Origin of the sequence: Lewinella sp. 4G2 (assembly GCF_001625015.1) — a bacterium.
In the GTDB taxonomy this organism is placed as follows: Bacteria; Bacteroidota; Bacteroidia; order Chitinophagales; family Saprospiraceae; genus Neolewinella.
This window is the reverse complement of the sequence record NZ_LVWJ02000014.1, coordinates 2,450,422-2,470,301: the sequence shown is the minus strand read 5'-3', so window position 1 is coordinate 2,470,301 and position 19,880 is coordinate 2,450,422. Positions and strand designations below refer to the sequence as shown.

Below are 19,880 nucleotides of genomic sequence, written 5' to 3'. Positions count from 1 at the left end.
CAGGGTCAAAATAAATATTTATTGAAGTGCTTCGGAAATAGCTAACAGTCGTGGCTGTTGATTATTGATCGTAACCAGCAGGTAGGGCCGCTCATTTAGCGTGATTGGATCGATGGACTTAATGTCTCCCCGAATATTCAATCCACTCTGCTGATTGGGAACGTAGGTTAAGCCCTTTTCTTCGTTGAGGAGGACGTGCCCGCAGGAAGCATCCATCTTACCAAATTGGGGCCGGAAACCACCGTCGTTACCTCCAAGGATAACGTCTGGGCGGCCGTCCGCATTCAGGTCCGTACAGGCGATGCCACAAACGCAGGAGAGCTGCACGTCGAGCGGCAATTCCTCCACCTTAAACTGATACCCTCCCTCGTTGTAAGCGACGATGGAGCTAAAGTAATTGGCTTCCTGCACAATCGCTTTGCTGAGTGCGCCCTTTGGGAATAACTCCTCCAATGACTTTTTTGCGTACACGGAGTGTTTGAGGCTTTCCTTTTTCAAGCTATTGACCTCCCCAGTAAGCTGCCGTTTCATAGCGATAGGCGTATCCTTGCCGTCGATCCGATGAGTAATCACTTTTTCCTGAGTACCATTTCCATCGAAATCGTTGATCCAAAGTTTCAGGGGTTCTTCCGCGGTAGCATCCAGGTAAAAATTGTGGCCGACGTTACCCAGGACGAGGTCCAGATCGCCATCTCCGTCGAGATCAGCCGATTCTACGGCGTACCACCATCCTTTTAAGTCATTCAGGTTGGTAGGGATCGTAACGAACGCCTCTCCATCAAACCGTAGGAGCTTGGGGCTACCCCACTCCGATACCGTCAGCAATAAATCCTGACCGTCATCTAGCGATAGCACCTGCGCGTCAGTCACCATGCCGAGCAGGGCGAATTCGCGGGCTTTTTCGGCCGTTACGTTGGCGAATTTGCCGGAGCCATTATTTTCTAGCAGCGCGCTGGGTACGGGGACACCGTAGTTTTGGGGCATACTCCGCGTGCCCACGAAGAGGTCGAGATCTCCATCTCCGTCAAAATCAAAAGGGAGCACTTTTGAGGTGTTGAGACCAAATCGTGGTAAGGAACCGGGGCGGAAGCTGAAGTTGCCCGCTCCATCGTTGAAGGCCAGCTTGTCGTTGAGGAAGGTAGCGTTAGCCTGGTCGAAATTACCACCGGAGCCGACGTATAGATCCAGATCACCGTCGCCGTCCGCATCAAAGAAGGCAGCTCCGGTATCTTCCGTAGCTGCGACTTGCTTAAAGATGCGTTGCTCACTCTGGGCGAGCGTTCCGTCCGATTTTTGCAGGTAGAGTTGAGCCACCTGGTCCCGAGCACCACCGATGAAGATATCGTCGCGGCCGTCGCCGTTAACATCGCCAATGGCCACTGCAGGGCCTTCCTGAGCGAGAGAGCGAATGACGAGCCCTTCATTCAGGAGATCGTAAAAGTTCTCTTCTTGGTGGGCTACAAAAGGAACTTCAGGAACTTCCTGCAATAATGGTTGACCGGCAATAGCGGCCTGCCCGTCTATTTCCGATGAAGCATTAGCTGGAATTACTTCCGCGGTGGACCGATCAATACTGAGTAGTTGGCCACTGTCCGGTGGCGCTACGGTAGTTAGCGCCCCATCCGGCCAAGTTATGGTCACCGATTCGAGGGCGGACCGGTCTGATACACCAAAGGTGATGCGGTAGTCCATACTGGACTGGAAGCCACGCGTAGGAATGACCTCCGCGTACTGGGTAGCGGAGCCGGCATTCAGTTGAACCCTTGCACCAATGGCGAAGGTATTTTGCTCGTCTCCCCGCAACTCAACTTGGATAGCGTCCGCTCCCCGCTCACTGGATTGGTTCTGGTAGAGCAGGGCCGGTTGGTTTACGTTGTTGACGATCAAATCCAGGTCACCATCATTATCGAGGTCACCGTAGGCTGCTCCATTAGAAAAAGTCGCTTTGCTAAAGCCCCAATTGGCAGTCTTATCGTCGAAGCGCATATCGCCGGCGTTGCGGAACATCTTGTTGGGCAGCGCTTCGGAGGGCATCCGATTGATGACCTCGTCGACTTCTTTCTTTTTACCCGTAAGGACCATGCGCCGGGCAACGTCGTCACTGAAGAAATCAATAAAATCCTGGTCGGTCAGGCTATGGTAGATGCCGTTACAGACGAAGATGTCGCGTAGTCCATCGTTATCGGCGTCAAAGAGCAGGGCACCCCAACTCCAATCCGTCGCTTCTACCCCGCCGTACTGGGCCACTTCTTTGAAGGTGCCGTCCCCAGTGTTGAGTTGCAACGTATTGTGCATATACTGGTGGAAGAAACCTCGCCGTTGCTTTAGTTGGTAGACGTTGACATCTTCGAATTGAACGGTCGTCTTGCGGCGGTAGTCGCTTTCGGGAAGCATCTCGGTGACGAAGATCTCTGGGGTTCCGTCATTGTTAAGATCCGCCATATCCGCACCCATTGAGGCGAGGCTGATGTGGCTCATCCGCCCTTCAATGTCCTCGGTGAAAGTTCCATCCTGGTTGTTGACGTAGAGGTAATCCCGCTCGTAGAAGTCGTTGGAGATATAGAAGTCCGGGTAGTGGTCCCCGTTCACGTCACCAACGGTTATACCGAGGCCGAAGCCGATGAGACTGCCGTAAATACCTGCTTCCTTGCTGACGTCGGTGAAGGTGCCTCCGTCGTTACGCATCAGCTTGTCTCCCCCACCCTTCAGGAAGTTCTTGACTTTCCAGTCTTCAGCGTAGCGCTCCCGGTCATTGCTGAAGTTGAGGTTGTTAACGGGGATGAAAGAGTTGTTCAGCAGGTACACGTCCAGGTCACCGTCCTTATCGTAGTCCACGAAAGCGGCGTGGGTAGTGTAGCCAGCGTCAGCCAGGCCATACTCGGCGGCGGCTTCGCGGAAGGTGTTATCCTGTTGGTTGATGAACAGGCTATTTTTTTGGTCCGAGTTCTTTCGGAAGCCGGCGTTGCAGACGTAGAGGTCGAGGTAGCCGTCGGCGTTGATGTCCACCACGGCGACGCCAGTGCTCCACTTGTTAGCCAGCTCGATCCCAGCGGTGGCAGAGATGTCTTTAAATTTCAGGTCTCCCTCATTCAGGAAGAGTTTGTTGGGGCCCATGTTGGCCGTAAAGAAGACGTCCTGCAGGCCGTCGTTATTGATGTCGATGAGGCCTACTCCGCCGCCATTGTAGAAATTTCGGTAATTAAAAATATTGAGGTCTTCGGTGTTCGCGATCTCATTGGTGAAGTTCAGTCCGGATGTCGCCGGATCAATATCCAGGAAAAGTGGTGGATCTAAGGTTTCTGGTTCAGTCCCGTTTTCACACCCTAAGCATAGCACCAGCGGCAGCGCCAACATGGCGAGGCGGAAGTGCTGAAAGAATAAAAAAGTGTTTGGCATATACTCTAGTACAATTAGAAAGAGCGAGCAGACGGGCTGCTCGCTCTTTCGTACGTTGTTCGTAATGAGCACTCTGGGAGGCTGTGATTACGTCGTCAGTTCGGCTTAGTAGCCGGGGTTCTGGGAGAGATTCGGGTTAGAATCAATCGCCTGCTGCGGGATGGGGAACAACACGCGGCTGGCATCAGAAGGTGTATCCTTACCCGTCCAGGTGCTTTCGTCACCCGTGAAAGTGCCGAAGCGAACCTGGTCTACACGGCGGAGGCCTTCCCAGTAAAGTTCACGAGCGCGTTCGTCGAGGAGGAAATCTTCGTCGACGCTGTCTACTTCGTCACCACCGCGAGCCGTACGCATTTCGTTGATGACCTGGCGAGCACCTTCGGCGTCGCCCATACGGAACATAGCTTCCGCTTTGTTCAACTGTGACTCAGCATAACGCATGATTACGTACTTATCGGAACGGCCGGGGTGGTACTTGATTACGCGGATACCCTGCGTAACGGTAGCACCAGCCAGTGGCACTTCTTTAGTGAAGATGAGTGGCGTCTGGCCACGCTGCTCGATGATGGGGTCACCGTTGTCGCTGAACTGCTGGCCTTCGAGGAAACCGGTACCGATACCGGAGAACTGCGTGCCGTCAGGATCAGCGTCTTCTCCGAAGCGGGGGTCATTCTCGTCGAAGCTGTCGTAAAGCTCAGCAATCGTCGTGAAGCCGTTCCAGCCAGAAAGTGGGCTGTCGTAGTGAAGCGTCATGTAGTAACGGTTCTGGGGAGAGCCGTTGTTAGAGTAGAGAATCACTTCGCTGTTATCTCCTGCTTCGAAGATGGAAAAGTAATCGTCCTCAAAACTGTAACCTTCAGCCGTTACCAGATCAGCGTATTCTACAACCTTCTGGAGGTCAGCGTTATCGAATTCGTACGGGCCAGCGGGGTTGCTGGCTTGGTAGACCGCTTTATTCAGGTACATGCGGGTAAGCATATTGTAGGCAGCAGCCTTACTTCCCTGAACATTGAGGCCGGGGCCCTGTGAAGGCAAGCTACCGATGGCAGATTCTACGTTTTCAATGGCCTGGTCAATTGCATCAGCACGGGAGATCACCCGTGGAAGATCGTCAACGCCATCCGTAAACTCCCGGAAAGGTACCTGACCGAATAGGTCAAGAATATGCCAGGTGTAAAAGCCCTGTAGGAAGCGCGCATCAGCTTGCTGCTGCGGCGTCGCATCACCCGCAAGAATCTCCTGCGTAGCGAAAAGGCGACCGTTCATATCATTCCAGCCCGAAAGAACAAAGGCGTGAGTTGGATCCCAGGTGTGCGCGTGAAGGGTACGCCAAACTCCGTTATCACCCCAGTCAACCCCACGGGTTGGCGGAATAAGTTCGTCGGAAGAGTGTTGCATCAACGAGTACACGTTGGCCTGGTCGGTGAATACCGCCAAGTTGTTGTAGGCTGCGTTGACCAACTCACCGGGGTTACCGGGAATGGCTACACCATCTACTTGCTCACGGAATACGGAGTCGCTGTCTTCTGGCTCCAGATCCGTACAGTTGGTCAAACCAACTGCGGCAAAGGCTGCAAAAGCCATGATGCCCAAATTACGTCTTGTAATGATCATATTATTATGTTATTTGATGTCGACTTTAACAAAGTGGTTCCGAAAGATTAAAGCGAGTTTTCATACTTCGGTTCAACCTTCCGGAAATACACTTTCGTTAGGTAGTCTAACGGACACTAATTAAAAGGTAGCGTTCATACCGAGGATGATGGTACGTGCGCGTGGGTAACCATTCGAGTCAATACCCGCGGATGGGAATCCGTTGATGGACTTGCTAACGCTAACCTCAGGATCCTGACCACTGTAGCCAGTGATGACAAACAGGTTCTGCCCCGTTAGTGTGAAGCGCAAGCTGCTGAGTACGTTGCCAGTAACTGGCAGGCTGTAACCAAGCGTAGCGTTCTGCAGGCGGACGAAATCAGCGCGTTCGAGGAAGCGGGTAGATACATCCGGTGCATTCAGTGGGCTTTCGCCGTTACCGACTACGTCACGCGTTACGTTACGTCCGTTGTTCAAGGCACCAGCCGTGAAGAAGGCGTTAGCTGTGTTGGAGTAAACACTGTGGCCGAACTGACCCGAGAAGAAGATATTCAGGTCGATATTACCAAACGTGAAACGGTTAGTCAAACCACCGGTAGTGGTAGGCAGTGGGCTATCGCCCGTGAACTGCTGCTGGTCACCCTCTGGGTAGATCGTCTGACCTTCCGAATCAAAACCACCGAATGGGCGGAGGAAGTAAGCGTAGAGCGGCTGGCCATTAGAAATACGCTGTGCGAAGGCACCCGTAAGACCCTGGCCGTTAATCTGACCAGTGTTGATGTTACCGGCGAAGTTCTGAACGACGTTGTTGTTGTAACCAACGTTGAAGTTGATGTCCCAGCTAAAGTTGTCGTTGTCTACGGCCACGTAGTTCAGCGCAAGTTCTACACCTTCGTTGATCACGTCAGCGTCGAGGTTACGGTAAACGAATGGTACGGCAGCAGGCTGTGCCTGGAACTGAAGCAAGAGCAAGTCATTCGTGTTCTTACGGTAGTAATCGATGCTACCACTCACCCGGTTATTGTTGAAACCGAAATCGAGACCAGCATTTAGCTGAGCAGTTGATTCCCACTTAAGGTTAGGGTTAGCGTTTGCCACCGTCTGGAGACCTGGGTTATCAAAGTTCAGACCGTTAGCCTGGAAGTTGACGTCGCCAAAACGCTCCGCCTGAAGGAAGAGGTTGTTGGGGAATTCCTGGTTACCCGTTACCCCGTAACCGACGCGAAGGCCGAGGGTAGAGAAGAAGTCAGGTGCGAAGTTCTCCTCGAGCAGACGCCACTTGAAGGCGAAGGAAGGGAAGATACCGTAGCGGTTTTCGGAACCGAAACGCGTGGAACCATCCGCACGAACCGTTGCCGTGATGATGTACTTGTCGTTGATGTCCAGGTTCAAACGCGTGAAGTAAGACTGCAACTCGTTGATGTTACGGTAGCTGTTACCGATGGAAGCAGCTTCAGCAGAGGCCTGGTTATTGATGATCTGGTCGAGGTCGTCCGTACGGAAACCAGTGAAGGCGTTGAACTTACCGGAACGCTCGAAGCGCTGGTAAGAGTAACCGAGGAGACCACCGAAGTCGATGTTCTCGTTCACGGCCGTATTGTAGTTGAAGTAATTCTCCCACAGTGAGTTGTTGACCGTGAGGTCATTGTTCGTCAAGCGGCCCTGACCAGTGTTACCCTGCAGGTTCAGCAGGGGTGAGAATGCGTCTGAACGGCTGGAGAACGAGCGGTCAAGACCATATACCGTCTTGAAAGTAAGACCGTCGATCAACTGAAGCTCACCGGAGACGTTTGCCAGGCCACGAAGGGTGTTCGTAATGCCTTCGTAGTACTCGTTGATCGCAACGGGGCTGGGCTCCGTGTTATCACTGGGCTGGAAGGGTGTGCCATCCTCGTTGAACGCGGGGTTCGTTGGGTTGGACTTCAGAATGCCACCAAGGAGGTCACCACCGGCACCGGCGTTCTGAGAAATTGGCACGTTGTCATCGTGGATGTCAGATACCGTGATCTGAGTTCCAATCGTCAGGCGGTCGTTGATGAACTTCTGGCTACCGTTGAAGCGGGCCGTAATACGCTCGAGGCCAGACTCTTCAATGATACCTTGCTGATCGAGGTAAGAAGCGGAGAAGCGGTAGTTACCACGGTCGTTACCACCACCGAAGCCGAGGCTGTGCTGTTGGGTCAGTGCCGTACGGAAGAGCAAGTCCTGGAAGTCCGTATCTGCACCACCATCAAGGCTAGCAGCAGCATCAGCTCCCTGGAGCGCAGCGTAGCCGTCCAGGAATTCATCCCGGTTCAACAGATCAAAACGCTTGGAGATGTTAGATACACCAAGGGATACGTTGTAGTCCAGCACGTTGTTACCCGTACCCTGCTTGGTCGTGATGATAACAACACCATTCGCACCACGTGAGCCGTAGATAGCCGTAGCGGAGGCATCCTTGAGGACGTCAATGCTGGCGATATCGTTGGGGTTCAGGAAGTTAAGTGGGTTACGGGCGGCGGACTGGCCAAAGTCACCCAGGCTACCCGAGGCTGATACATCTTCACTCGCCAGGGGCACACCATCCACTACGAAAAGTGGGTTGTTGTTAGCCCGTACCGAAGAAGTACCACGAATCCGGAAATTCACACCAGCACCGGGCTCACCGGAGGTTTGGGTGATCTGTACCCCGGCCGCGCGGCCCTGGATCAGTTCTTCCGGGGAAGTAATAACACCCGTGTTGAAGTCATCTTCAGTCAGCGCCACAACGGCACCAGTCAGGTCAGACTTCTTGACGGAACCGTAACCTACTACGACGACTTCCTCCAGCAATTCACCGGCGGACATCTGAATATTGATGCTCGTGCGCCCATTGATGGCGACTTCCTGCGTAGAGTAACCCGTGTAGGAAACCGTGATAGACTCCGCATTAGCCGGTACACTCAGCGAGTAGTTACCGTCAAAGTCAGTAACCGTACCGGTAGTGGTTCCGGTAACGAAAACACTGGCACCGATCAGCGGATCTTGCGATTCTGCATCCGTGATCACCCCCGTTACCGTTGATTGTGCCACCAGGGCACCGGTAAAGAGCATGAGCAGGAACGGCAGCAAGCCGGCCCGCATAATTTTGTATTGTTTAAGCTTCATAGTACAGATTGTGATTAAGAAAACAGATTGCATGACACACCACCTTGTTACGCTGGAAGCGAAGCAGGTGGTCTTATTCTTTATAGGTGGTAAGGGAAGGGGGTTACGGAGAAATATCCGTTCGATAGTGCGCTCAAAGTTTGTTGTTGCATGATCCTTTAAGTCGGCCAACTCTGCCGGATAGTAGTCGAAAGCGCCACAAACTTGGCAAATTCTGCGTCAATCAGCAAGTTTTTCTTTTCGAACTTTTAGATCGATCTGAAAAACTGCAATCGAATGCAGCCCCAAGCGGTGGATTTTTTTTGTAACGATTTCAGAGCCTAAACGCTGCTTCGCGAAATTGTTTAACTTGGCAGGGTGCAATTTTGTAAACCTGCCATTATTGGTTTTACGGGTACTAAAGCCCTGATACTGTTACTGTCCGTGCTCTTCTGGGCGCTGCCGCAGGTGCCGGCGAATGGGCAAGTATTGCACGACCTCAACCGCCTGAAACCGGTCGGCAGCATTAAAATTCCCTTCAGCCTGGAAAACGACTTCATTGTCGTGAAGGCGATCATCAACAACAGCTACGGCCTGCGCTTCATCGTGGATACCGGCGCGGAAAACACCATTCTGCTCAATAAAGAGATCTCCGATAAGCTGGACCTGACCTACCGGCGCAAGTTCACCGTCACGGGTGCGGACCGGGAGCGGGAACTCGTTGCTTACCTCGCTACTGGTGTCGATCTGACCTTAGGCGATGCGATCGAGGCCCGCCACCGGAGCATTTTGGTACTGGAAGAAAACTACGCTAAGCTGGATGAGATCGTCGGCAGCCCCATTCACGGAATTCTGGGCGCAGACTTCCTGATGCGCTTCGTCGTGGAGTTCGACTTCAAACGCCGCCAACTCATTCTGCACGAACCCGGCGGCTACGCACCCAGCCGTAAACATCTGGCCGTTCCCGCAGAATTCTATCGCCACCGGCCCTACCTCACCCTACCTATTTCTTTCAGTGGTGCCCCTTCCCCACGCAAGCTTTTACTGGACACGGGTGCCAGTATCTCTCTGCTCCTACACACTTTTCGGGATACCATCATCGCTCAGGACCTCCCCGTCCCTACCCTACCCGGCTACCTGGCCAATGGGATTGGCGGCTCGGTGGACGGCAACGTAGGCCGCATCCGCAACCTCAAACTAGCCGACCGGACGCTGGAGGACGTGGTCACCTACTTTCAGGTGTTGGACACGACGGGAATGTTAAACCTGAATGGCCGGCAGGGCATAATCGGCAACCGCATCCTATCGCGGTTCAACATCGTAGTCGATTACGTTCGGCAAACCGTTTACTTCCGGCCGGACAAAAAGGCCATCCGGCAACGCTTTAAGTTTGATCGGTCCGGGCTTTCCCTTGTTGCCGGGGGGCGTCGCTTGCAAAAGGTAATGGTCGCTCGAGTACTGCCTGGAAGCCCCGCTGCGGAGGCCGGCCTTCTGGTGGGGGACCGGATTACCGGCGTCAACAAAACCTCAACGACCTTCCTGACACTCAGCGGTATTCTCGACCGGCTGCGTGGCAAGACCGGAAAAACCATGAAGATCAAGTACGTGCGGGAGGGGAAATATTACCGCACCGAATTTAAATTAAGGGAGATTCTATAACCTTATATATACGGTCGCTCCCTACGTACATTAACCGATGAGTGCACCCCGCCGCCCGTGCTGTTCCTTAACTAGATTTGGGTTAACTTGGCGCCCGTTCGGAAAGGCTCAGCCCACGCATTTGGCCCGGCCACCTTTCGCACCCACCCCTTTACTAAAGAAATTAGACTACCATCGCAACGTTCAACGAAGAGCAAAAGTCCCAGGAAATTTACCGCAACCTATGGGGGGGAGATGATCTCCACGTAGGCATCTACTCCGAAGAGGTAGACAACCCCACCGAGGCCGCCCGCGCTACCACGGACCGGATGCTCCGCTTGCTCCCCCGCATCAAGAAGTCAACCAAAATGTTGGTGCTGCAATCCGGCTTCGGTACCGCCGCTCGCTACATCGCCGAAACGCACATGTGTAAGGTGGAGTGCCTCAACGATAATGAGGTCCAAAATGCCTTTAACCAGAAGAAGATCGAGGAGGCGGAACTACATAAAATGATGCACGTCACCCTCGGCGACGTGGATTACATGCCCTACAATCCGGACAATTTCGATTTCGTCATCGCTCAGGATAGCTTCAGCATCACCGCCAAAAAACGGCAAATGTTCCGCGCTATCCACCGCGTGATGAAGCCCGAGGCTCGGCTCATTTTCTGCGCTATTATGCGTGCGGACCGCGTCAGCCCCGCCGGTAAAGAGCGTATCGCCAGCCTCCCGGTGGAGGAACTCATTACCATGGGCGACTACGAAGATGACGCCCGCCGCGGCTTCTTCCAGAAGGTCTACTCTTTGGACCTATCCAAAAACCTAGCCATTCATTTTGGCAAGTTAGAGGAAGCCCTTGAAAGCAACCGCAAGGAGCTCGTCAAGCAAACCAGCGAGAAATTTGTCAACGAGCGGAAGCGCGTGTGCAAAATTTTCCGAGAATTAGCCGAAGACGGGGACCTTCGCTGGGGTATCATGATGTTCCAAAAGCTCAACAGCTAAACACTGTCTTTTCAGCTAATCCCAACAATCCCATTCTGGCGCTGCCGCAGGTGCCAAGAAAGGAGTGAATACGGGACCAAGCTTGGCGTTCGTAGATGACCATTTAATTGCCGGGCCACCACCCCGAACACAAACAATAGCCCTTACCGGAAAGGCCTACCTTTGTCATTCCCACCCCCTAAAAACAGAAAAATGAAAGTTGCTGTAGTAGGTGCCACCGGTTTGGTCGGCGGCGTAATGTTTCAGGTGCTCAAGGAGCATAACTTCCCCATTTCCGAATTGATTCCCGTAGCCTCCGCGCGTTCGGTTGGTAAAAAGATCGACTACGAAGGAAAGGAGTACACCGTAGTTGGTATGCAGGATGCTATTGACATGCGTCCGGACGTAGCTATTTTCTCCGCTGGTGGCGGCACCAGTAAGGAATGGGCCCCAAAATTCGCCGAAGTAGGCTGCGTTGTCGTGGACAACTCGAGCGCCTGGCGGATGGACCCCACCAAAAAACTGGTCGTCCCCGAAGTGAATGCAGACCAACTTACCAAGGACGATCTCATCATTGCGAACCCTAACTGTTCGACAATTCAAATGGTGCTTTCCCTGGCGCCCCTCCACAAAGCTTTCGGCATCAAGCGCCTGGTGATCTCCACTTACCAATCCTTTACGGGAACCGGCGTACCGGCCGTCAATCAGTACGAGGCAGAAAAGCGGGGAGAGGACACCGCTGGTACGGATCGCCCCTACCACTACCCCATCTTTGAGAATTGCATCCCCCATTGCGATGTATTCCTGGATAACGACTACACGAAGGAGGAGATGAAACTCGTCCATGAAACCCGAAAGATCTTGGGCGACGACAGTATTGCCATCACCGCCACCGCCGTGCGGGTGCCCGTTCACGGTGGCCACAGCGAAAGCGTGAACGTAGAATTTGAGCGCCCCTTTACCGTCGAAAAGGTAAGGGAATTGCTGGCCGCTACGCCGGGCGTAGTTGTTCAGGACGACGTTGCCAATAACCTTTACCCCATGCCGCTGTTAGCTAAACACCGCGACGAGGTATTCGTGGGCCGCATCCGTCGGGATGAATCCATCGAAAATGGGCTCAACCTCTGGATCGTGGCGGATAACCTCCGTAAAGGTGCCGCAACCAATGCCGTACAAATCGCCACTTACCTGGCAGAAAATAACCTGATTGGGTCCGCCGTTTCGGCTTCCTGATTCGGACCGACTACCGTTCCGGAAGCCCCGGAATGAAAGACTAACCCGCCCTATTCATCGGGGCACTGATTTACCCGAAAGCGCAACCGTGTGGGCACTCATTCCCGCCGGTTGCATAACGCAAACTGATTATGAGAAACCGTATTGCCGTCTGGGGGCGTGACGCCCAGGAAAAACGCGTCTTACTGACCATCGAACTACAGGTCAAAGAGAACATCGTCCGCATTCAAACTTACCCCGAGAAGGTTGTAACCGACGAGGTCTACAAACTCTTCATGGAAAAATGGCGCAAGGGCCAGGAAGCAGAACTTCCCGAACCCGACCGCGTAGTCGCCCGCGAGCTCAGCGTAACCGAAGGCCTTCTACCGGACGATCTGAAGGCAGAGCAAACCGACATGATCCTCCGGGCGCAGACCGAGTGGCACTTCCACGTCCTCAGCGCCAAACTCGCTGAGAACTACAAAGCAGAGCTCGCCGAGATCGAAGACCGCGTCGAGCGTGCCACCGAATACAGTTCCGATTTATGGAACCAGGCCAAGCAATTCTGGCAAAAAGTCCAGGGCCAACTTCAGGATAAAACCCTCCTCCGCGAGCAGGGCAACGATATCCGTAAGCGCGTCGACACTACTTTCGACACCCTGAAGAAAATGCGCGACAAGCTCAATGAGCAGTACAAGGAGGAATCCACCAAACAAGTGGCTGCCTTCTCCGGCCTCCTCGAAAAAGCGGAAGGCTCCATTCAGGAGGGCACTCACCTCAACCGCGTCTTTAATGACCTGCGGGATATCCAAAAGAAATTCCACAACGTAAAATTCACCCGCGAAGACCGCGACGCCGTCTATAAACGGATTGACGCCGCCTTTAAGGCCGTCAAGGAGAAACGCGGACAGGGTGGAGCATCCAGCAACAGCGGCGGCGCCGTGGGCCGGATCGAAAGCCGTCTCGAAGGCCTCAAAAAAGCCATGGACCGGATGAAGTCCGGTATCGGCCGTGACAAGGAAGACCTTAAATTCGAACACCGCCGCATTGAGCGTACGGACGGTCAACTCGAGAAGCAGATCCGCCAGGCCAAGGTCGTCATGATCGAATCCCGCATCAACAGCAAACAAGCGAAGCTGGATGATATGGAGAAGACCAAGGCGCAGCTCGAAAAGAAGATCGAACAGGAGAAGAAGAAAGCCGAAAAGCGCGCTAAGAAGGACGCCGAACGCGCCGCCGCCGCAGCAGCAAAGGCTAAGATCGCTGCGGAGATCAGCGAGCGCGAAGTAAGCCCTGAAGAGGCGAGCAAACTAGCCGCCGCCGCTGCCGCCATCGCCGAAGGAAAGAAAGCCAAGAAAGGCAGCCGCGTTAAAGCTGGCGACCGCCCCTCAAAGCAGGTGAAAAACTTCATCGCCTTTAGCGAGATCATTACGCCGGACGTGCCCGTCACTACCGCTGCCGTTGGTGCGCCAACCGCCGCCCCAACCGAAGCCAGTGCCGAATCCCCGGCACCAGTTGCTGATGTTGATACACCCTCCACCGATACGGTAGCCGCAACTGCGGCCGTCCCCCCAGCTGCGGAGGAAGAAACCCTCGCGGAAAAAGCCGGCGATGCCATTGCGGGCGTGATCACTTCCGTAGGTGAAGCGGTAGCTCCCCTCCGCGAAGAAGGTGGCTTCTTCGACCAGGCTTCGGAAGTATTCGAAAGCGCAGTCGAAAGCATCAACGATACCGTTGAGGACCTGACCGACACGGCGAAAGCCGTATACCAGGTAGCCTCCGAAAAGATCGCTGACGCAACGGATGCCGTAGATGACCGTCCTCAGGAAGAGGAGTAATTCTCTAGATTTTACTTGAAAAGATAGCAAGCCGGCCGCCAGCATTGGTAGCCGGCTTTTGCTATCGTATCACTCCCCCACTCAACTATCTTTGCCCCATGAAATTGGAGATCCTGCACCTGGATGATCACGTGATTGTCGTCAACAAACCCGCCGACCTGCTTTCCGTACCCGACCGCTACGACCCGGACATCCCCAACTTGACACACCTCCTGGGCAAGAAATACGGTGACCCCATCATTCCCGTCCACCGGCTGGATAAACCTACGAGTGGGGTGATTGTCTACGCACGTACTAAAGAAGCTCATAAGGAACTTAATCGCCAGTTTCAGGAAAGAGAAGTGGACAAGATCTACCACGCGCTCGTCGAGGGCCAACCCGGCGAAGAGGAAATTGAGGTAGACGAGCCGATCGCCAACAATCCTGGCCAGACCGGCAAAATGATGGTCAGCAATAAGGGGAAATACGCCCTCTCCATCTTCAAGCAATTGGAAGCCTTCGGCCACCAATTCAGCCTGCTCGGCGTACAGATCTTTACCGGGCGCACCCACCAGGTCCGCGTACACCTCGCCTACGCCGGCTTCCCCCTCATGGTCGATCCCTTCTACGGCAAACGAGAAGAATTCAAACTCTCCGAAATCAAAGGCCGCCGTTACAATCTCGGCCGCGATAAAGAGGAACGCCCCCTACTCAACAGAGCCCCCCTTCACGCCAAACGTATTGCCTTCGATCATCCTGATACTGGAGAACGGGTAACGTTCGAAGCGGAATACCCAAAGGATATGCGCGCGGTCATCAACCAACTGAGAAAACTTAAGTAGTTGCGAGTTGCGGGTTGCGAGTTGCGGGTTGCGAGTTGCGAGTTGCGAGTTGCGAGTTGCGAGATTTAAGCGTTTATAATCGAATATAGTGGAATAAATACGTTTAAAGGCGGGAAATTAATCTGTTGACGCCGGACATTGTGGTCAAACAGTAATAAATGGCATCCGCAATTTTCAAAAGCTGGCTCGCGTACCAAAAGGCAATCGTACTGGCAGACCAAATATATTTCGCTTCAATCAAATTCCCTAAGCACGAACAATACAGTCTTACGGACCAAATGCGCAGATCTTCACGCAGTGTTTGCGCAAACCTTGCCGAAGCATCAGAAAAAACACCCTACCCTAAGCATTGGTACTCTAAAATCACTGATTGTAAAGCAGAAGCAGCCGAAACACAGGTTTGGATTGAATTCGCTTACCGCTATAAATACATCGATAAAGACCAATGTGATCAGCTGATCAGCTTAAGCCAGGAGGTCAGTAGATTACTTTATTACATGGTAAAGAATCCCAGACAGTTCGGAGTCAAGATAGCCAAGTAGCTGCTGCCTCGACACTTGCAACTCGATACTTGCTACTTGCTACTTGATACTTTACACTTGCAACTCGATACTTGCAACTCTCTACTCGCAACTCCCTTACCTCCTCCGCATCTTCCCGCCAGCACCACCCATACCCATCATCGCCGGGTTATTGGACATCTTGTGCATCATCTTCCGCATCTGATCAAATTGCTTGATGAAGCGATTGACGTCGTCGATGGACTGGCCACAACCGCGGGCAATCCGCTTCTTACGGCTCATGCTCATCAGTTCCGGGCGGGCACGCTCGGTGGGCGTCATCGACTGAATGATGGCTTCCACTTTGGAAAAGGCCGAGTTATCGATCTCAATGTCTCCCATGGCTTTCTTCATGCCGGGGATCATGTTGAGGAGTGACTTGATGTCACCCATTTTCTTAAGCTGATTCAGCTGGCCGAGGAAGTCATTGAAGTCAAACTTGTTTTTCTTGATGCGCTTCTCAATCCGCTTGGCTTCTTCTTCGTCGAATTGGTCCTGCGCGCGCTCCACGAAGGAGATGATGTCACCCATACCGAGGATGCGCTGGGCCATCCGATCGGGGTGAAAGACATCGAGCTGCTCCATCTTCTCTCCAGTGGAGACGAATTTGATGGGCTTATTTACGGTGTACTTGACCGAGAGGGCCGCACCACCGCGGGTATCACCGTCCAGTTTAGTGAGTACTACCCCGTCAAAATTGATCCGGTCGTTGAAGGCTTTCGCCGTGTTCACGGCATCCTGCCCCGTCATCGAATCCACGACGAACAGGGTCTCGTTCGGGCTGATCGCCTCCCGCACTTCACTGATCTCCTGCATCATGGCTTCGTCCACGGAGAGGCGACCGGCCGTATCGACGATCACAACGTCGTACTTGTTATCCTGAGCGTGCGCAATGGCATTTAGCGCAATCTCTACGGGGTTTTTATTCTCGGGCTCCTTGTAGATGCCGGCGCCGACTTGCTCGGAGAGAACCGTCAACTGGTCAATAGCCGCGGGGCGGTAAACATCACACGCCGTGACGAGTACTTTCAGCTTACGCTTTTCCTTCAAGTGCAGGGCCAACTTACCGGTGAAGGTCGTCTTACCCGAACCCTGAAGGCCAGCGATCAAGACTACGCCCGGGCTGCCCTTTACGTTGATACCAACGGACTGCCCACCCATCAGATCGGTCAGTTCATCCTGGACGATTTTAACCATCAGCTGGCCGGGCTTGACGGCCTTGAGTACGTTTTCCGTACCGAGCGCCTTCGTCTTCACCTTGTCCGTGAATTCCTTCGCGATCTTATAGTTAACGTCAGCTGCCACCAGCGCGCGGCGAATCTCCTTGAGGCTCGTCGCTACGTTGATCTCCGTGATCTTATTATCTCCGGTAAAAGTCTTAAAGGCACCTTCGAGGCGGTCGCTTAGGTTGTCAAACATGGCAATTATAAAATTTAGGGGGCAAAGATAAGAAGGGGATACCGGCGGCTTTAGTTGACGCGCCGGAAGGTGTAATCCCGGAACCGCAGGATATTGACGTGCTTGTTCTCAAAACGGTCAATCGGTCCACCCTCCACGGCCATCCCGTCCGCACCGGCTTCTACCACCGGTTCAAACTTGAACTTGGTGTGCAGCAGCGTCTCTGGGTTCATCGGTAGGTCGTACTGAAACCGCGTACCACTCTTCGCGAGCATTCCGAGGAAGTACCGCGTCACATCGTAACCAACGTAGGCTTCATCCCGAGGGATAGTGGCAAATCGATCGTAGAAGGCACGCCGGAAATCTCGCACCGCCGGGTCGAGCTTATCCACGAATACGCTGCTACTCACGTGTACGTTCGTACCCTCGTAGTAGTCAAAATTGATGCGGGTAAAATTCATCCACTGGGGCAATCCGTACACCGCAACGTTGCGGCCGAAGTCTTCCCGGGTATCCGTGTACAGGCGGCGCAAAAAGTTCGCTACGAAGGACTCATCGCGGTAAACCGGAACGATAAACACCGTCTTGCGCCCCGTTAGGTATTCGTCAAAGGTCAGGTCCGGATTAGCGTTGATGTCCACCACAATTTCCTCCAGCGGCTCGGCCGCCGCATTGTTGGCGAGCATTTTGTAGTCTTCCTGCAACGTCTTCAGGCTCTGCTGGTCCGCGCTGCTTCCTGACGAAACCAGGATGATACGATCCGCATTCTGCTTGGTCATTGCGTGCTCTAAGATGTTACGCAGGTGAGTATTCAGGGTCGGATTAACCTGCACGTAATTTGGGTTTTGGGCGCTGACGCCGGTGCCGGCTGAGTAGGGGCTAACCAGGACCGTCTCCCGATTACGGACCGCCTCCGCCATCAATGAGACGTTATCCTTAACGTAGGGGCCAATGATCATTTGGGCCGACGAAACGTAAGCATCGTTGGTCAACGTTTGCGTGCGGGCGCTCGTACCGTAAGTGTCACTTACGTGGACGTTGAAATTACCATTTAGGCCACCTGAGGAGCGCATCTCATCCAGGGCCATCCGGGCGCCGGAATAGAAGTGCAGCGACCAAAGGCTATTCTCGGATACCTTATCCTCGCTTCCATAGTAACGGTCCGTCAGGAAAGGCAGGGAAACCTCCACGTTGTAGGAGCTCAGTTTGCGGGAGCCATTATTACCACTTCCAATTTGCGTCGCTGGCCGGGTAATAATGTTATCCACGTTATTCGGCGGCACGTAAGTGGACTGTTCATCTTCAACGATCGGTGGCATCTGAGATTCCGGGGTCGTCGTCCACTCAATGGTGTCCATCCGGTCCGTCGGTGCGTTTTGCACGTAGATATAAGTCCCGGTTTCTGGATCATATACCCGGCGGCTCTGGATAGGGTCCAGATCATCGTCGTTGCCGTTACGGCGATCCTCTACCCGGCGGTCATCTTGATTCGGGTTCACCGCAGGCTTGAGGGCATCACAGGAAGCGAAGGAGATCAGAAAGAGTGCCAGTAGGCTAAACAGTGAGTTTTTGGTAATCACGTCCGTTAGTTGCAAGGTTACAAGTTGTGGCTTACGCCAATTGGTGCTTTAGTGCTCAGAACCCAAACGTAAAGTGTGTCTGGTCGAAGAGCTACTACGGAGCCGTATTGTGACCCACGTACCAAAGCGCTGAATTACTCCCACTCAATCGTCGCTGGTGGCTTAGTAGAAATATCATACACAACGCGGTTGATTCCCTTCACATTGTTAATGATCCCACTACTGACGGCCGCCAGGAAATCGTAGGGAAGATGGCTCCATTCAGCCGTCATCCCATCGGTCGAAGTCACTGCCCGTAACGCAACGGCCTGCTCGTAGGTGCGCTCGTCACCCATTACGCCGACGGATTGGACCGGCAACAGGATGGTACCAGCCTGCCAAACCTGATCGTACAAACCGTACTCACGCATCTTGTCGATGTAGATCTTGTCCGCCTTCTGTAGGATGTCCACCTTCTCGGGGGTGATGTCCCCCAGAATGCGGATGGCCAGACCGGGGCCGGGGAAGGGGTGGCGCTTGATGAGGTGGTCCGCCATTCCCATCTGGGTTCCCACGCGACGTACCTCATCTTTGAAGAGGAAGCGCAGTGGCTCCACGATCTTAAGCCCCATTTTCTCGGGCAAACCTCCCACGTTGTGGTGGCTCTTGATGGTTACCGACGGCCCATGGACGCTCACGGATTCGATTACATCTGGGTAGATCGTCCCCTGGGCGAGGTACTTAATGTTGGTAAGTTTCTTGGCTTCCCGGTCGAAGACGTCGATGAAGGTCTTACCGATCGCTTTACGTTTCTTTTCCGGATCACTAATACCCGCGAGCGCACCGTAAAATTCATCCTTGGCGTCAATCCCCTTCACGTTAAGGCCCATCCCGTCGTAACTGCGGAGGACTTCCTCAAACTCATCTTTCCGCAAGAGTCCGTTGTCGATGAAAAAACAGAAAAGACGGTCGCCGATGGCTTTATTCAGTAGCATGGCGGCGACGGAGCTGTCTACTCCACCGCTCAGGCCAAGGAGGACGCGGTCTTCGCCGATCTTTTCCCGCAGCGCCGCAACGGTTTCGTCCACGAAGTGGGCCGGCGTCCAGTTACCCGAACAACCCGCTACGTTGATGACGAAGTTCTCGAGCAATTGCTTTCCATCCAGGCTGTGGTACACCTCCGGGTGAAACTGGATACAGAAGACGGGCTCCGCAAATGCACCGGGCTTGCTGCCAAAAGCAGCCACCTCCACGTCAGCCGTGCTGGCCAGAAGTTCAAAAGTGTCCGGAATGGCCTTTATCGTATCGCCGTGGCTCATCCACACCTGGCTTCCGGTTTCGAGGCCGGCGAACAGCCCTTCCGATTGGTGAATCTTCCCCAGGTTGGCCTTACCGTACTCCCGGGTGACGGACCGCTCCACCCGGCCACCAAAGTGTTGGGCGATGTACTGAGCACCGTAACAGATACCCAGTACCGGTCGCTTACCAATTAAAGGTTCCAGGTTGGGGTGCAGCGCCCGGTCCTCCCGTACGGAGAAGGGGCTACCGGAAAGAATGACCGCCTTGATCGTATCGTCCAGCTCCGGCACCTTATTGTAAGGGACGATCTCACTGTAGACGTTGAGTTCGCGAATACGGCGCGCGATCAGCTGAGTATACTGGCTGCCAAAATCGAGGATCAGGATCTTTTCGGTCATGGGCGCGAAGATACTTCCTTAGGTTGGTACTTCGGTAGGCGCCGGGCAGCCGTGTATGAATGGATTTCGGGCAGCAAAAA

General features: G+C 53.7%; 12 protein-coding genes. 6 read left to right on the top strand and 6 right to left on the bottom strand.

Features of this window, described 5'->3' with window-relative positions; translation table 11 throughout:
- Nucleotides 1-18: 18 nt before the first annotated feature.
- The 3 genes from A3850_RS10485 to A3850_RS10475 all read right to left on the bottom strand — a co-directional run bounded on the left by A3850_RS10485 (nt 19) and on the right by A3850_RS10475 (nt 8,118).
- A complete protein-coding gene (locus A3850_RS10485; RefSeq protein ID WP_068216281.1) occupies nt 19-3,396 on the bottom strand; it encodes an FG-GAP-like repeat-containing protein in 3,378 nt (1,125 codons plus the stop codon).
- Nucleotides 3,397-3,501: 105 nt separating this feature from the next.
- A complete protein-coding gene (locus A3850_RS10480; RefSeq protein ID WP_068216280.1) occupies nt 3,502-5,010 on the bottom strand; it encodes a RagB/SusD family nutrient uptake outer membrane protein in 1,509 nt (502 codons plus the stop codon).
- 120 nt (nt 5,011-5,130) lie between these two features.
- Complete coding sequence (locus tag A3850_RS10475) at nt 5,131-8,118, bottom strand: SusC/RagA family TonB-linked outer membrane protein (RefSeq protein WP_197494034.1); 2,988 nt, start codon at nt 8,116-8,118, stop codon at nt 5,131-5,133.
- Between the two features lie 357 nt (nt 8,119-8,475).
- Between A3850_RS10475 and A3850_RS10470 the strand changes: the two genes are divergently transcribed.
- The 6 genes from A3850_RS10470 to A3850_RS10445 all read left to right on the top strand — a co-directional run bounded on the left by A3850_RS10470 (nt 8,476) and on the right by A3850_RS10445 (nt 15,128).
- Nucleotides 8,476-9,756, top strand: a complete 1,281-nt coding sequence (locus tag A3850_RS10470) for an aspartyl protease family protein (protein ID WP_068216278.1) — start codon at nt 8,476-8,478, stop codon at nt 9,754-9,756.
- Between the two features lie 308 nt (nt 9,757-10,064).
- Nucleotides 10,065-10,736, top strand: a complete 672-nt coding sequence (locus A3850_RS10465) for a class I SAM-dependent methyltransferase (RefSeq protein ID WP_068216276.1) — start codon at nt 10,065-10,067, stop codon at nt 10,734-10,736.
- Nucleotides 10,737-10,928: 192 nt separating this feature from the next.
- The gene (locus A3850_RS10460) at nt 10,929-11,948 is read left to right on the top strand and encodes an aspartate-semialdehyde dehydrogenase (protein ID WP_068216274.1); all 1,020 of its coding nucleotides are present in this window, start codon (nt 10,929-10,931) and stop codon (nt 11,946-11,948) included.
- Between the two features lie 131 nt (nt 11,949-12,079).
- Entirely contained in the window at nt 12,080-13,765 is a 1,686-nt protein-coding gene (locus A3850_RS10455; protein ID WP_068216272.1) for a hypothetical protein, read from the top strand.
- Between the two features lie 98 nt (nt 13,766-13,863).
- Entirely contained in the window at nt 13,864-14,586 is a 723-nt protein-coding gene (locus A3850_RS10450) for an RluA family pseudouridine synthase (protein ID WP_068216270.1), read from the top strand.
- A 158-nt stretch (nt 14,587-14,744) separates the two neighbouring features.
- Nucleotides 14,745-15,128 carry a four helix bundle protein gene (locus A3850_RS10445; RefSeq protein WP_068216268.1) on the top strand — a complete coding sequence of 128 codons (384 nt, stop codon included), beginning with the start codon at nt 14,745-14,747 and terminating at the stop codon, nt 15,126-15,128.
- Nucleotides 15,129-15,224: 96 nt separating this feature from the next.
- On the opposite strand, the gene ffh is transcribed toward A3850_RS10445, so the two are convergent.
- From ffh to guaA, 3 genes are all read right to left on the bottom strand, one after another.
- On the bottom strand, nt 15,225-16,565 hold the full coding sequence (gene ffh, locus A3850_RS10440) for a signal recognition particle protein (RefSeq protein ID WP_068216266.1): 1,341 nt from the start codon (nt 16,563-16,565) through the stop codon (nt 15,225-15,227).
- A 50-nt stretch (nt 16,566-16,615) separates the two neighbouring features.
- On the bottom strand, nt 16,616-18,124 hold the full coding sequence (locus A3850_RS10435; protein WP_157501060.1) for an ABC transporter substrate-binding protein: 1,509 nt from the start codon (nt 18,122-18,124) through the stop codon (nt 16,616-16,618).
- A gap of 134 nt (nt 18,125-18,258) precedes the next feature.
- Nucleotides 18,259-19,800 (bottom strand): glutamine-hydrolyzing GMP synthase, encoded by a 1,542-nt coding sequence (guaA, locus tag A3850_RS10430; protein WP_068216262.1) that lies wholly within the window; start codon nt 19,798-19,800, stop codon nt 18,259-18,261.
- Nucleotides 19,801-19,880 lie beyond the last annotated feature (80 nt).

Bases quoted from the DNA above. Each gene is read 5' to 3' on its own strand.
- A3850_RS10485 (WP_068216281.1), bottom strand. From the start codon at position 3,396: ATGCCAAACACTTTTTTATTCTTTCAGCACTTCCGCCTCGCCATGTTG.
- A3850_RS10480 (WP_068216280.1), bottom strand. From the start codon at position 5,010: ATGATCATTACAAGACGTAATTTGGGCATCATGGCTTTTGCAGCCTTT.
- A3850_RS10475 (WP_197494034.1), bottom strand. From the start codon at position 8,118: ATGAAGCTTAAACAATACAAAATTATGCGGGCCGGCTTGCTGCCGTTC.
- A3850_RS10465 (WP_068216276.1), top strand. From the start codon at position 10,065: ATGCTCCGCTTGCTCCCCCGCATCAAGAAGTCAACCAAAATGTTGGTG.
- A3850_RS10460 (WP_068216274.1), top strand. From the start codon at position 10,929: ATGAAAGTTGCTGTAGTAGGTGCCACCGGTTTGGTCGGCGGCGTAATG.
- A3850_RS10455 (WP_068216272.1), top strand. From the start codon at position 12,080: ATGAGAAACCGTATTGCCGTCTGGGGGCGTGACGCCCAGGAAAAACGC.
- A3850_RS10450 (WP_068216270.1), top strand. From the start codon at position 13,864: ATGAAATTGGAGATCCTGCACCTGGATGATCACGTGATTGTCGTCAAC.
- A3850_RS10445 (WP_068216268.1), top strand. From the start codon at position 14,745: ATGGCATCCGCAATTTTCAAAAGCTGGCTCGCGTACCAAAAGGCAATC.
- ffh (WP_068216266.1), bottom strand. From the start codon at position 16,565: ATGTTTGACAACCTAAGCGACCGCCTCGAAGGTGCCTTTAAGACTTTT.
- guaA (WP_068216262.1), bottom strand. From the start codon at position 19,800: ATGACCGAAAAGATCCTGATCCTCGATTTTGGCAGCCAGTATACTCAG.